Source organism: Oceanobacillus locisalsi (genome assembly GCF_042675985.1).
GTDB lineage: Bacteria > Bacillota > Bacilli > Bacillales > Amphibacillaceae > Oceanobacillus > Oceanobacillus locisalsi.
In genome coordinates this window covers 15,528-30,154 of record NZ_JBHTKK010000014.1, presented here as the reverse complement: position 1 = coordinate 30,154, position 14,627 = coordinate 15,528, and the positions used below count along the sequence as shown (strand labels likewise).

12 protein-coding genes and 1 other annotated feature are annotated in these 14,627 nt (G+C 38.7%); of the genes, 7 read left to right on the top strand and 5 right to left on the bottom strand.

The features are described 5' to 3' along the window. Positions 1-357 precede the first annotated feature (357 nt). The 5 genes from murC (at position 358) to ccpA (ending at position 5,713) form a co-directional block, all read left to right on the top strand. A complete protein-coding gene (murC, locus tag ACFQ19_RS12060) occupies positions 358-1,653 on the top strand; it encodes a UDP-N-acetylmuramate--L-alanine ligase (RefSeq protein ID WP_379592387.1) in 1,296 nt (431 codons plus the stop codon). 501 nt (positions 1,654-2,154) lie between these two features. Continuing rightward, the gene (locus tag ACFQ19_RS12055) at positions 2,155-2,568 is read left to right on the top strand and encodes a DUF948 domain-containing protein (RefSeq protein WP_379592385.1); all 414 of its coding nucleotides are present in this window, start codon (positions 2,155-2,157) and stop codon (positions 2,566-2,568) included. Positions 2,569-2,587: 19 nt separating this feature from the next. Continuing rightward, positions 2,588-3,130, top strand: a complete 543-nt coding sequence (locus ACFQ19_RS12050) for a YtxH domain-containing protein (RefSeq protein WP_379592384.1) — start codon at positions 2,588-2,590, stop codon at positions 3,128-3,130. Positions 3,131-3,312: 182 nt separating this feature from the next. Beyond that, the gene (locus ACFQ19_RS12045) at positions 3,313-4,389 is read left to right on the top strand and encodes a bifunctional 3-deoxy-7-phosphoheptulonate synthase/chorismate mutase (RefSeq protein ID WP_379592382.1); all 1,077 of its coding nucleotides are present in this window, start codon (positions 3,313-3,315) and stop codon (positions 4,387-4,389) included. Positions 4,390-4,717: 328 nt separating this feature from the next. Continuing rightward, complete coding sequence (gene ccpA, locus ACFQ19_RS12040; protein ID WP_379592380.1) at positions 4,718-5,713, top strand: catabolite control protein A; 996 nt, start codon at positions 4,718-4,720, stop codon at positions 5,711-5,713. A gap of 68 nt (positions 5,714-5,781) precedes the next feature. Here ccpA and ACFQ19_RS12035 read toward each other — a convergent pair whose 3' ends face one another. The 4 genes from ACFQ19_RS12035 to ACFQ19_RS12020 form a co-directional block, all read right to left on the bottom strand. Next, a complete protein-coding gene (locus tag ACFQ19_RS12035) occupies positions 5,782-6,939 on the bottom strand; it encodes an acetoin utilization protein AcuC (protein WP_379592378.1) in 1,158 nt (385 codons plus the stop codon). Next, positions 6,936-7,583, bottom strand: coding sequence for an acetoin utilization AcuB family protein (locus ACFQ19_RS12030; protein WP_379592376.1), 648 nt, complete (start codon positions 7,581-7,583; stop codon positions 6,936-6,938). Before ACFQ19_RS12030 ends, ACFQ19_RS12035 begins: the two co-directional genes overlap by 4 nt. 29 nt (positions 7,584-7,612) lie before the next feature. Further along, positions 7,613-8,245 carry a GNAT family N-acetyltransferase gene (locus ACFQ19_RS12025; protein WP_379592374.1) on the bottom strand — a complete coding sequence of 211 codons (633 nt, stop codon included), beginning with the start codon at positions 8,243-8,245 and terminating at the stop codon, positions 7,613-7,615. 266 nt (positions 8,246-8,511) lie between these two features. Continuing rightward, positions 8,512-11,034 carry a transglycosylase domain-containing protein gene (locus ACFQ19_RS12020; RefSeq protein ID WP_379592372.1) on the bottom strand — a complete coding sequence of 841 codons (2,523 nt, stop codon included), beginning with the start codon at positions 11,032-11,034 and terminating at the stop codon, positions 8,512-8,514. 120 nt (positions 11,035-11,154) lie between these two features. Beyond that, positions 11,155-11,366, top strand: a binding site (T-box leader). A 97-nt stretch (positions 11,367-11,463) separates the two neighbouring features. Here ACFQ19_RS12020 and tyrS point away from each other — a divergent pair. Then, positions 11,464-12,741 carry a tyrosine--tRNA ligase gene (tyrS, locus tag ACFQ19_RS12015; RefSeq protein WP_379592370.1) on the top strand — a complete coding sequence of 426 codons (1,278 nt, stop codon included), beginning with the start codon at positions 11,464-11,466 and terminating at the stop codon, positions 12,739-12,741. A gap of 80 nt (positions 12,742-12,821) precedes the next feature. Here the strand turns inward: tyrS and ACFQ19_RS12010 are convergent, their stop codons facing one another. Further along, positions 12,822-13,679, bottom strand: coding sequence for a DegV family protein (locus ACFQ19_RS12010; RefSeq protein ID WP_379592368.1), 858 nt, complete (start codon positions 13,677-13,679; stop codon positions 12,822-12,824). A gap of 95 nt (positions 13,680-13,774) precedes the next feature. On the opposite strand from ACFQ19_RS12010, the gene ACFQ19_RS12005 reads away from it, so the two are divergent. After that, complete coding sequence (locus ACFQ19_RS12005; RefSeq protein WP_379592366.1) at positions 13,775-14,617, top strand: YitT family protein; 843 nt, start codon at positions 13,775-13,777, stop codon at positions 14,615-14,617. Positions 14,618-14,627: the final 10 nt, after the last annotated feature.

Sequence of the window (14,627 nt, the reverse complement as noted above, 5' to 3'; positions counted from 1 at the left end):
TTTTTGAATATGTATGAAGCTAAAAGAGTTGCTATAATTCCTGAAAGTTACTAAAATATAAAAGGAGCTTTCCAAGAAGGAAAGAATATTTAAAGCAAAAGCACATATGATACATGTTCTGTATAGAATGGGGTATAGGCGCTTTAACTGTACAGAAATAGACATTTTTAAAATATATTCGATGCATCTTGAATTTACTTACAAAAACGTTGAAATGATAATTTTGCTTTAAAATAAGTTATTTATTTGTTATAATCCATTGAACGGCTTTGCATCAATTATATTGCATGTGATGACGGTGATGACAGGTATAATAACGAGAAAATGAATAGATGAAAAACGCTGGAGGTTCGTTTTATGACAACTTACCATTTTATAGGTATTAAAGGGACAGGAATGAGTGCACTGGCACAAATTCTTCATGATTCCGGTGAAAAGGTACAGGGTTCAGATATTGATAGCCGTATCTTTACACAAATTGCATTAGAAGAAAAGAACATTCCTATTTTGTCATTCTCAAAAGAGAATATTGAATCAGGTTATACAATTATAGCAGGAAATGCTTTTTCAGAAGACCATGATGAAATCAAACAAGCAAAAGAGCTGGGATGTAAGTTTTATTGGTATCACGAATTTTTAGGAGAATGGTTAAAACAATATACAAGTATTGCTGTAACAGGCGCACACGGAAAAACAACAACGACCGGTTTATTGTCGCATGTTTTAGAAAGTGCTTATCCAATCTCCTATTTAATCGGGGACGGTACAGGACGTGGACATGTTGACAGTAAATATTTTGTGTTTGAAGCATGTGAATACCGCAGACACTTTCTAAGTTATGAACCGGATTATGCAATTATGACAAATATTGATTTTGACCATCCGGATTATTTTACCAGTCTGGATGATGTCGTAGATGCTTTTCAATCTATGTCTGACCGTGTGAAAAAAGGAATTGTTGCCTGTGGTGATGATGAAGAATTACAAGGCATACACACCAAAGTGCCGATTATTTATTATGGATTCAATGAAACCAACGATTTTCAAGCAAAAAATGTAACAGAGACAACTGAGGGTACGGAATTCGATGTATTTGTCCGCAGCACGTATTATGAGCATTTCTTTATACCGACATTTGGAAATCATACGATTTTAAATTCACTTGCTGTGATTGCGATTTGCCACTATGAAGGCATTCCGGTTGAGTGTATGAAAGAATTAAGCTCCTTTAAAGGGGTGAAACGCCGTTTTACAGAGAAAACAATCGGTTCGCAAGTAGTTGTTGATGATTATGCGCATCATCCTAAAGAGATAGCAGTAACGGTGGAGTCAGCTCGAAAAAAATATCCGGATAAGGAAGTGGTTGCTATCTTTCAACCACATACATTTACGCGCACAAAAACATTTTTACAGGAATTTGCTGATAGTTTAAATCAGGCAGATAAAGTGTATTTATGTGATATTTTTGGATCAGCTCGTGAACAATCCGGTCAATTGACTATCGAGGATTTGCAAAAATTGATTCCTGAAAGTGAAATTTTAGAATTAAAACAAACAAATGTATTACAGGAATATAAGGACAGTGTGCTAATTTTTATGGGAGCAGGAGACATTCAAAAATTCCAAAAATCCTATGAGGAAACGCTAGTCTAAATGAAAAAAAGCAGTGAGAAAGTTCACTGCTTTTTTTCATTTAGAGAAAAGGGTGTAGAAAGGATTTGTGGGGAAAAACTTGCATAGAATACGGCTTTTTATTAGCAATCATCGGATACAGGGCTTTTAAAATATAGCCGTATCATGTAGAGTAAAGATATATTTGATAAAATTGCTGTAATTACCGCTGTAAAGAAAACAATCTTTGTTTCACCCTATATTTAGGTTGATGTTGTATTTTAACAGAAAAATAAGATACAATAAGAACATGGATTATTTTTTTAGGGAATGGTGGTTTATTCTTAGAAAAGGAAGGGTAAGAATAAATTAGGCTTCGTATTTTGTGTATGATGCGGGATAAACTAAAATATATAGTATTTATCCTCGATTGCATTTCTGACAAGAAGAGTGGACGACTTTTTTTGTTTGAAAGTACATACTATCCCTTAAAAAACATGTGCCCTTCTAGCGAATATGGAAATAAAGGAGTGATATAAGTTTATGGAAGTTATCCTCTATAGTGCGCTGGCAATTGCAATAGCAGCCTTGCTCATATTAGTTATTTATATGGTCATTTTATTATTCAACACCAAGAAAACCATGGACGAGGTTCTGCAGACATTAGGTAAGATTGATCATCAAGTGAAGGATGTTACCGGAGAAGCAACGGAGGTTGTTCAGAAATCAAAAGGATTGGTAGATGATTTAACGCAAAAATCAAACCAGCTTGATGGTATAATCCAAGGAGCAAGAGGGATAGGTGATACAGTAGAGGACTTTAATAAGTCATTACAGCAATTATCTAATATTATTTCAAAGCACTCAAAAGAGGATCAGGAAAAAGCTGCCCAAGCAGTCAAATGGGGTGCTTCATTCTTTGAGTATTGGAATAAGCGGAAACAGGAGTCAAATTAAATCTTAGGAGGTTATACGGATGGCAGATAATCAAATTAACACGAAGGATTTTATTATTGGAACACTTGTAGGAAGTTTTGTAGGAGCTGCAACAGCATTATTGCTTGCACCAAAATCTGGTAAAGAACTTCGCGGTGATCTTAATGATGGAGCTGTTCAAGTGAAAAACCGCGCAACAGAATTAGCAGGAGCTGCCCAAGAAAAAGGGGAAGAATTGACTAGCAAAGCATACTCAGCGACGTCTGATTTTACCAAGAAAGCGGTAGATGCAACTTCTGATTTCACCAAAACAGTTGCCGACAAATCACAGGAAGTAACTGAAAATGTAAAGCAGAAAACAGCTGAGTTAAAAGACACAGTAGACGACAAAATAAGCGATGTGCAAGACAAAGCGGAAGATGTAAAAGATGACGTTTCTGATAAAATAGAAGATGTTAAAAAAGATGCTGCTGATAAAAAAGCAGAAGCAGAGGAAACAGCTACTAAAAAAGCTGCAGAAGTAAAAAAAGAAACTAAAAAAGCAGCAAGTGAAGTAAAAAAAGAAGCAAATAAGAAATCATAATACTTAAAAACATTGATGAGATTGCACTCATCAATGTTTTTTTTACTGCTATTATCGGATTTTCATTAAGAATTATAATTTTACATTAATTAAATGGTGACAAACAGAAAAATCTTAGCTATAATGGTCTCTAATTATTCTACAATATTTATAATAATTAAGCGATTTGAGGAGCGTGCAAAATGAGTAACGAAATGGAACAACTTAGAGAACAAATGGACAAGGTTAATTTGGAAATATTGGAATTGATTAATAAAAGAGCAAGTATTAATCAAGAAATTGGTGATTTAAAAACCAAGCAGAGCATGAAACGTTTCGATCCGGTTCGTGAGCGGGAAATGCTGGATAAAATTAAAAATAATAATAGTGGTCCTTTTCAGGATTCAACACTTGAACATATTTTTAAAGAGATTTTTAAAGCAAGTCTTGAGCTGCAAGAAGAAGATAATAGTAAAGCACTTTTAGTATCCAGGAAAAAACAGCCTGAGAATACAGTAGTGGAGCTAAAAGGAGAACAAGTAGGCGCCGGCAGCCTCAGCTATGTATTTGGTCCTTGTGCCGTTGAAGGATATGAGCAAGTTGCTGCGGTAGCTGCTTCAGTAAAAGAAAAAGGTTTAAAATTACTTCGCGGCGGTGCATTTAAACCAAGAACATCTCCATATGATTTCCAAGGACTTGGAATTGAAGGCTTGCAAATTTTGAAAAAGGTAGCAGATGAATATGATTTAGCTGTAATCAGTGAAATTGTAAACCCTGCTGACTTAGAACAAGCAGTAGACTACATCGATGTTGTTCAGATTGGCGCAAGAAATATGCAGAATTTTGAATTGTTAAAAGCTGCAGGAGATGCCGGAAAACCTGTACTGTTAAAACGAGGATTATCTGCAACGATTCAGGAATTTATCAATGCGGCAGAGTACATCATGTCCAGAGGAAACAAAAATATTATGTTATGTGAACGAGGAATTCGCACTTATGAAAAAGCAACACGCAATACGTTGGATATTTCTGCGGTACCTATTTTAAAACAAGAAACTCATTTACCTGTTTTTGTAGATGTAACTCACTCAACAGGCAGAAGGGATTTACTATTACCGACAGCTAAAGCAGCCATTGCAGTCGGTGCAGACGGGGTAATGGCTGAAGTTCATCCGGACCCTGCAGTTGCACTGTCTGACTCCGCTCAACAAATGGATATTCCGACATTTGATTCGTTCTTCAAAGAAATTAAAAATGTAGAAAATCGTTTAGGACAATAATAAAGACTGCCTCAAAAATTAGGGCTATAATTTTTGAGGCAGTTTTTTGTGAAAAATACAGGGTATGCACCAAGATGCATTCGTGAAAATGTTTTCAAAGTTTCATGTTTGGATATAATGGTATAAAGGTATATTATAGTTATAGCGCATTCATGAAAATTTTCATTTTGTTTTCATGAAAACTTTGTATTTTTTTTCATAGTAGCGTATGATGTATAAATAGATGCAGCATTAGTTCTTGTATAAAGTGAAACTTTATTCAGTGGACGATAGCCCTGCTGAATATTAGTCGAACTGCGATATATTGAATTTTAGGAGGTAGATAAACATGACAGTAACAATTTATGATGTAGCAAGAGAAGCGAATGTTTCGATGGCAACCGTTTCTCGTGTTGTTAATGGAAACCCGAATGTAAAACCGACAACAAGAAAGAAAGTATTGGCAACGATAGAACAATTAGGCTATCGCCCTAACGCAGTAGCGCGTGGTCTGGCGAGCAAGAAAACAACAACCATCGGCGCTATTATCCCGGATATATCTAATATCTTCTTTTCCGAGCTCGCCCGTGGAATTGAAGATATAGCAACAATGTATAAGTATAATATTATCTTGAGCAGTTCCGACCAAAATAAGGATAAAGAATTGGAATTAATCAATACCATGCTGGAAAAGCAGGTGGATGGTATTCTATTCATGGGTGGAAATATATCAGAAGAACATATTCACCAATTTCAGACAAGCTCTGTTCCGGTTGTTCTTGCTTCTACGTATGACCCGACAGATACCATTCCTTCTGTAAACATTGACTATGAACTGGCTGCATATGAAGCTACCAAGTCATTAATTGACAAATCCAATAAACAGCCTGCATTAGTAGGGAGCGAATCAGATACCAGTGTGAATGCATTGAAAACCAATGGTTATCTGCGTGCGCTGAAAGAGGCTGGAATAGAACCGGATGAAGAATATATCTACAAAGATGCTTATGCATACTCAACTGGTATAGAAGCAATGGAATACTTTTTAAAATTAGACGAACGTCCGACTTCTGTATTTGTGATGTATGATGAAATTGCGCTAGGGGTTATCCACGGAGCGCAAGATAACGGATTACATGTGCCAGAAGATGTAGAGGTATTCGGTTTTGATAATATCCGCCTGGCAAGTATGATTCGTCCGAAATTGACAACGGTTGTTCAGCCTACGTACGATATTGGAGCAGTAGGCATGCGCCTGCTGACAAAATATATGAACGATGAAGAAGTAGACGAAAATAATGTTGTATTGCCGCATCGTATGGAGTACAGAGATTCCACAAAATAAACATGAAACAACAAAAGCCAAAGGCACGCTAGAATGTAAGGGCGCCTTTGGCTTTTTATGATGATCAATTATTGAATCATAGCAGTGTATTTCAGCATATCTTTTAACAGTAATTTATTTTTTTCTGTTATTTCTGCTCTGCGCGGGATAACCGGCTGTATGTCTGCTGTATCCTGCCAGTTTGCTGGAAGCGTGACAGGGGCTTCTTGCTGCCACTTTTTCAACCAATCTGCAGGTAAGGCTCCTTCACAGTATGTGCCTGTTTTCATGACATTCCATACCTGTCCCCATGCACGTGGAACAACACGCCACATATCATAACCTCCGCCGCCAAAAGCAAGCCATCTGCCATTACAATATTCATCCGCAATTTCTGCAGCCAGCAAAGGTATTCTTTCAAATATCTTCATGGTTCCGCATAAATGTGTTAAAGGGTCCAGGCAATGACTGTCAGCTCCATTTTGTGAAACGATAATATCCGGTTTGAAAAACGCGGCAATTTTCCGCAGTGCTGTTTCGTATAATTCCAAGTAGGAATCATCTTCTGTAAAAGCATCGATAGGTAAATTGAAACTGTACCCGTGTCCGCTTTTTATCCCTCTTTCATTGACATTTCCCGTACCTGGAAAAAGATAACGGCCTGTTTCATGTATGGAAAAGGTGCATACATTAGGATCATCATAAAATCCCGCTTGTACGCCATCACCATGGTGTGCGTCTGTATCAACATAAAGTACTTTCAAATCTTCTTGCTCCCGCAGGTACTTAATCGCAATAGCGCAATCGTTATAAACGCAAAATCCGGAAGCTTTACGTTGAAATCCGTGATGCAGCCCGCCGCCTATGTTTGTTATTTTTTTATAATCTCCGTTCAATATTTTTTCCACCGCGGTAAGACTTCCTCCTACCAAATTGGAAGCAGCTTGATGCATATTTGGAAAAATAGGTGTATCCTCTGTCCCAATGCCATATTCCTGTGCCCGATCTTCTTTTAATTCACCGCCCGCGGCTCTTTTGACCGCTTCAATATAAGTTGTATCATGAAATAGAGCAATCTCTTCATCTGCAGCTATGCGCGGCGTGATTAAATCCGCTTGAGCTAATGTGGATTGCCCCTCGAGCAATTCTTTGGTAAGCTGCACCCGCTTATGATTAAAGGGGTGGCTTTCAGAGAACTGATAATGTAAAAAAGCAGGGGTATAAATAAAACCGGCTTGATTTATCATCTTTTCGGCTCCATAATATTATTTGGCCAGAGGAGCGTATAGCCGGCATTACGAAGATCGTTAATAATAGGCATCGGGTTTAACGTTTTGACACGGAATACAAGTATTTTATAGTCAGGATCTTTATAAGGATACAGCAATACAGAAACAATATTGACGTTATGATTACCGAAAACACCTGCAACTCTGGGGAGCTCGCCCGGCCGGTCAGGAACTTTCACTTCAATAAGGGAACTTTGTTCATGCGTTCCAGTTAATTGGATTAATTTATAAAGCATATCTTTTTCTGTTACGACACCGACCAGTTTATCACCGCTTACCACAGGCAAACAGGCAATCTCTTTATCATAGAAAATATAAGCAATCTCTTCCACAAAATCCATTGGATGAATCGTAATAACAGGGCTTGTCATAATGGTCTGGATTTCTTTATTGAGGATGTGAAAATCACTCGTATCCAAAAAAGTGGATGGACTCGCATCTCTGACGTCGCGATCAGAGACAATACCAAGAACGTACATATCTTGATCAACAATTGTAATATGCCTGATTTTATGTTTTTCCAGCAGTTGTAAAGCTTCGTTAATGCTTGCTGTCGGTGGAAGCGTTATCATATTTCTGTTCATTAATTCTTCTACTAGCATCTTAGAATCCCCCTTTAGTTATATCTCTGTTAATAATGATTCGGTCCCAAAAATCGCAATTTATCAAATAACTCGATTGATTTTTGCGGCACATTACTTCCGATGCGCACCATTAAACAGTTAGCCGGGTGAGAGTTAATTTCAGGCTCATCTGTTGGAACTGGAAGCAGTCCGCCAGCTGCCATCATTTTTTCCATTACTTTACGATAATCCCAAATACTTAACTGACTGTAATCCAAATCCCAATGCCAGTAATATTCCGTGGAAATAACGATATAGTTTTCCATGTAAGGATCTTTCATGGATTGCCGCAGCAGGGCAGAACCAACTCCGCTTCCCCGGTACTTCCGGATGATTTCAATAGCACCTAATTCAATTAAATCCTCCATGTTGAAATTGGACCATCTTTCCAACGGGTCAGGGTGCAAGTAAGTTACATAGCCGATAATGGTATCTGATGTTCGGGCAATAATTATTCTTGCTTCTTTTAAATCGGCAATCTCTAATAATGCTTCAATTTGTTTGTCAGCCGGTCTGAATGCAGTCAATTCGTTATGGAAATGATATTGTTCCAGCTGGGAGCGTGAAACGGGACCTTCGACAGTCAATGTTCCTGCCGCTGTCTCCAAAAGAATCGTATCAAATTCCTTTGTGTGTTTCATTCATCCACCACCTTTATGAAATACAAAATATGCTTACTTTCTATTATACAGAAAATAGCTGTGTTTTTTTAGTCTTTTTTAAGAATTGTCAGCAAAAACAAGATATATAATTTAAATTATTAAAACTATATAATTTGAAATTAATATTTTACCCTTGCTGCTCGCTACGGAAAAACACTACACTTTCCGTGGGCTTGTCCTCTTATATAGAAAAAAGCTTCACGCTGCCCTTGTATAGCGTGAAGCTTTTAAATAAATTGATTTCATCAGTCGTCTTCGTCATCATCATTGTCATCGTCGGAATTGGATGACATGTTGGCGGGTATACCGATTCTAAGCCATTTATCACTTTCTGTTCTCGGATAAAGCATGGAAAAGTCATCCATGTCATCATAGCCTTCTTCGTTCAGCCAATCTGGGTTAAACATAATCCCATTGTCCCTGGTGAAGGAGTTTCCATCGTCGTCAGATTCTAATACACGCCGGCTTCCTCTTGTTAAACTATTGTCTTCCTCGCTTGGTGTATAGCGAGAGTCAAATAAGTCTGTTTTAACAAGTCCAATATCTTCACATAAATCAGATGGCTGCATTCCTGAAACAGCGCAATAACTTTCCTCTACAACACCGTCCGGGCGTTCAAACGTTGTTTCTGGAGTAACTAAGGCTGGATCGACCTGTGCAGAAGCATTAATGACCTCCGCCCACAATTTCATATTCCGCTCACTATAGGAAAGATGATACGGATGATTAATTGATGCAGGCGTTTCATAACCAATCCAGGTACCAAATGTGATATTCGGATTTGAAGCAACAAACCAGGCGTCATGATAATCTTGGGATGTTCCGGTTTTTCCCGCCCAGTCGACATTCGTATTTTGAAGCTGCGAATTCACATAACCACCTGTGCCGTTATCAATAACATCGCGCATCATGTCTATCGTTAAGTAAGATGCCTGCGGAGAAAATACTTCTACTGGATCTGTTTCATGCTCGTAAATGACATCTCCTTCAGCATTTGTGATTTTATCGATCATATAAGCATCTGCAAACTTTCCGTTATTGCCGAATGTAGAAAAGGCATTAACATTTTCCTCTACAGATATGCCGTAATCCATCGCACCGATAGACAGGGACGGGATAGAATGGTCACTTTCTGTTAAAGAAGTGACACCCATTTTCTCCAAATACGTTTCAGCAGGATCATCATCAATCATTTCCATATAGATAGCAGCAGCCGGAATGTTATAGGAATTGGCAAGTGCAGTACGGGCAGAAACCAGCCCATAATTCCCGCCTCCATAGTTTCCAGGTGAAAATGAACCGTCAGCGAACGACCGTGGATAGTCTGCAATAGGTGTTCCCGGCTGAATAATACCTTCTTCCAATGCTGGTGCATAATCCAGTAACGGTTTAATCGTACTGCCGATGGAACGCCTTGTGTCTGTTGCAAAATTCACCTGATGTTCCTCATCAAATCCGCGTCCGCCGATAAAGGAAATAATTTTTCCGCTGTTATTCTCGACCATAATAGCTCCGGTCTGAATTTCCTGTGTTACTTCATATTCTTCTCCTTCGCTATTGGTAGCTGTAAAGGTTCTGGCATAACCATAATCAGAATAGTCTTGAGCCGTTTCTTGCATCGCATCATAAATATCTTTATTAATGGTTGTATGAATCTGATAGCCGCCGTCACGTAATTCTTTTTCCGTGCGCTCGATATATTCTGCGCGCAAATCGTCATCTTCTTCCAAATCTTCCTCGGTAACGCCGTCTTCCTCCATTAACATTTCCTGAATAATGTCGGTTGTGCGTTTTTCTACTTCATAAGTAACATAAGGATACTGATCTCTAGAAGAAGGGACGGGATCAGTAAAGTCACTGGCAATATCATAATTCACTGCCTCTTCCAGTTCTTCATCCGTGATAAATTCCATATCGTGCATACGGTCTAAAACAGTTTTCATACGATTAATACCAGGCTGTAACTCTTCCTCAGATTTTAACTCGCCAGCTGAGGTGAAGGGGGTATATCCAGACGGACTTTGCGGGAGTCCTGCCAGGTAAGCAGCTTGCGGAAGCGTCAATTCTGAAGCTTCAACACCAAAAATGCCTTTGGAGGCTGTTTGAATACCTGCAATATTACGACCGGATGAATTTCTTCCATAAGGGATAATATTTAAATAAGCTTCCATAATTTCATCTTTCGTAAAATAATTTTCCAGTCGCATTGCCAGCAGGATTTCTTTCGCCTTTCGATCAAAGGACACTTCATCGGTAAGAACCTGATTTTTGATAAGCTGCTGTGTCAGCGTGCTTCCCCCTGTCTGGACAGAAGTATTAAGAAATTCCTGTGCTGTCGCTCTTAAAATAGCCTTTGGCACCACTCCGTTATGTTCCGAGAAGTATTCATCCTCTGTAGCAACAACAGCATCCGTCAGGACAGAAGAGATATTATCAAGACCTACTTCTTCCCGGTATAAATCACTTCGGACATCTCCTAGATAGATTTCATCTGCAAAATAAATACTGGACGTCTCTGAATAATTATAAATGTCCTCTTCCATCGACGCTTCACTTCGCAAAGGCTCTTCATAAACGAGAGATGCAAAATATCCAAGCCCGATTCCACCGGCAAAAATGCCACCGATAACGCCAATAACAATAACAAATAATATAATATTCCAAACAACGTCGTACGTAATTCTTGATGTCCGCTGGAGGATGCCCTTCTCCCACCAGTTTTGAACAGTATGCAAAAAACGTTGCAGTTTTTCTTTCATAATTGACATTAAACCTCCTAATTCAACATTTATTATAACATAGCGAAAATATAATTTGATAGTAAGAAGATAAATGGCTTGCGTAGAAGAAGAATATATGCTATGAATAGTATTATATCCATTTATTTTATATAAACGTTGAAAGATCGAAGTAGCATTGCTGAATCCCTGTCCCAGAGAACTGACGGCTGGTGTAAGTCAGTATATATTCACGTGCGAATTACAGTCTGGAGTTTTTTCTTTTGTATAAAAAGAACGGTGCAAAACATCGTTAACAAATCTTAAGCGGCTATTTTATGATAGCAACAAGGGTGGTACCGCGAATTCAACTCGTCCCTTTCTCACCGGAAAGGAGGCGGGTTTTTATTGTGTCTGAAATATGCAGATTAGCAGCAAGAGGTACTGTTAAAACGAAAACATCTTAATGGAGGAAAGAACATGAATATTTTGCAGGATTTAGAAAACAGAGGGCTAGTAAATCAAGTAACAGATCGGGATGGATTAAAGAAACATCTCGAAAATAATCAAGTAACATTATACTGCGGATTTGATCCGACGGCAGACAGCTTGCATATTGGGCATCTGGTTCCTTTAACGATGTTGCGCAGATTTCAGCGGGCTGGCCATAAGCCGATTGCATTAGTCGGCGGCGGGACCGGCATGATCGGTGACCCCAGCGGACGTTCCAGTGAACGGGGGTTCAATACAGAAGAAGTTGTTTTTGGATTTACCGAAAGTATCCAAAAGCAAATCGCCAGAATTGTGGATCTGGATGACTCATCCAGTGATAACCAAGTTGTAGCTCGTAATAACCATGACTGGCTTGGGAATATGACAATTATTGATTTCCTGCGCGGTGCGGGAAAACACTTCGGGATCAATTACATGTTGTCCAAAGATTCAGTTGCTGCAAGACTGGAACAGGGAATTACCTTTACAGAGTTCACTTATATGATTCTGCAATCTTTAGACTTTTTACGATTATATGAAGAAGAAAATTGTACATTACAGATTGGCGGCAGTGATCAGTGGGGAAATATCACAGCTGGATTGGAACTTATTCGACGTTCCAGAGAAAATCAAGGGGAGACGGCTGAAGCTTACGGTTTGACCGTGCCATTGATTACAACAGCAGACGGTACCAAATTTGGAAAAACCGCTGGAAACGCGATCTGGTTAGACGCTGAAAAAACGTCACCATACGAATTTTACCAGTTTTGGATTAATGCCGATGACCGTGATGTCATCCGTTTTATCAAATATTTTACTTTTTTAGCTGATGAAGAAATCGCAGAATTGGAAAAAGAAGTAGAAACACAGCCGGAAAAACGTGTTGCGCAACGCCGTCTGGCGGAAGAAATGACTCGAAGCATTCATGATGAAGCCGCTCTAGAGCAGGCACAGAGAATTTCCGCAGCATTATTCAGCGGGGATATTAAACAGTTGCAGCTGGATGAAGTAGAGCAGGCATTTAAGGATGTTCCAAACTATGATACAGTAAAAGAACCAATCGGACTGGTTGATTTACTAGTGGATGCTTCTATTTCTTCATCCAAACGCCAAGCAAGGGAAGATGTGAAAAATGGAGCTGTCTACATCAATGGGGAACGTGTTCAAGATGCAGCGTATACCGTCAATGAAGCGGACCGTTTAGGTGATGCTTTCACAGTCATCCGCAGAGGAAAGAAAAAATACTTCTTAATTCGTTTTCAGTAAAGAAGAGAGGTCAAAAAAATAGATTTGACGCTAAACAGAAAACGTCAAATCTATTTTTCATTCAAAGGAATGTGTATGTTTTACGTATTATGGAAAAAAAGCGCCAGTGTTCCAGGGCCGGAATGGGCACCAATTACAGATCCGACCATTTCGATGATAATGTTTTCTTCTTTTACTCCGAATCTGTCCTGTATCATTTTTGACAGTTCGCGGGCCCGCGGTAAATCATCTCCGTGACTGATGCCGATGATTTGTTTTTGCAAATTGCTGCCGCGCTTGTCCATGACATCGACCATACGCTTAAGTACTTTTTTTGTGCCGCGGATTTTTTCCAGAGGAATAAGTTTTCCCTCATCTACATGCAGGAGCGGTTTTATATTTAATAAGCCGCCGACAAAAGCTGCTGTTTTGCTGACACGGCCGCCACGATACAAATATTCTAAGTTATCCACTGTAAATATGTGTTCCATTTTTGCAGTATTTTTTTCCGTTTGTTCAATAATATCCTGGAAGGAAAAACCTTTCTGCGCCATTTTAGCAGCTTCCAGTACAACCAGACCAAGTCCCAGGGAGGCACATTTGGAATCAATAATATGCAGAGGTGCTTCCGGGTCAGTCTCTTTGATTTCTTGTTCTACCATTTTAGCAGCTTGACAGGTTCCTGATAATTCGGAAGAAAATGCAATATAGAGTAAAGGTTTTCCAGCTTCTGTGTAGGATGTGAAGATGTCTTTAAACTGATTTGCTGACGCCTGCGAAGTTTTTGGTGCTTCGCCTTTCCGCATGGCATCATAAATTGTCTTCGAGGAAATGTCAATACTGTCCTGATAATCTTTTGACTCCAGGTGAACAGTTAAAGGTATCATTTCAATATTATATTCGTTATAATAATGTTCGGATAAATCACATGCACTGTCTGCCAGAATAGTGACTGTCATTATAACCACATCCATTTCTTTAAGAGTAAGATTATATATTAAGTTTACGTTGCATTGTATATTTAGTCAAAAATTTCACTGAAGGAGGCTGTGTTGTGTTTTATGTTGAAGCAAAAAGGATAAGTATTGTTATCATTGGGGCATTACTGAATGCAGTTGCTCTAAATTTCTTCCTGATTGGAGCAAATGTTTATGCCAGCGGTTTTACAGGGGCCGCCCAATTGTTATCCAGTATTTTTAACGATTTCATTGGAATTGGTTTATCTACAGGTATTCTATTAGCCATTCTAAATATTCCTGTCCTGATTTTGGGCTGGTTAAAGGTAGGGAAAGGGTTTACGATTTATAGTGTTATATCCGTATTTTTCTCTACTTTATTTTTAGAAATATTGCCATTGATTTCGATCTCAGAAGATATTATTTTAAATGCGGTGTTTGGCGGTGTTATCGCCGGGGTCGCTGTCGGGATAACATTAAAAGCAGGTGCTTCTACAGGCGGTATGGATATTATTGCCATGATTTTATCCCGTTTGAAAGATCAACCGATTGGGAAATATTTTTTAATCATGAATTCTTTGATTATTGTTATTGCCGGTATTTTGTATGAACCTGAAAATGCTTTATACACGATGCTGACATTGTATGTAACAACCCGGGTCATTGATACTATTCATACACGTTATGAAAAAGTGACGGCATTTATTGTTACCAAGAAAACTGACGAGCTTCAAAAAGCTATTCATGATACAATGGTTCGCGGAATAACTATTTTACCTGCAAAGGGTGCTTATACAAAAGCGGATAAAAGTCTGATGTATCTGGTTGTGACGAGATATGAACTGTATGATTTGGAAAGAATTATAAATGAAGTAGACCCGGAAGCATTTACAAATATTGTGGAAACCGCCGGTGTTTATGGTTTCTTCAGAAAAGATTAAAAAGGTGTGT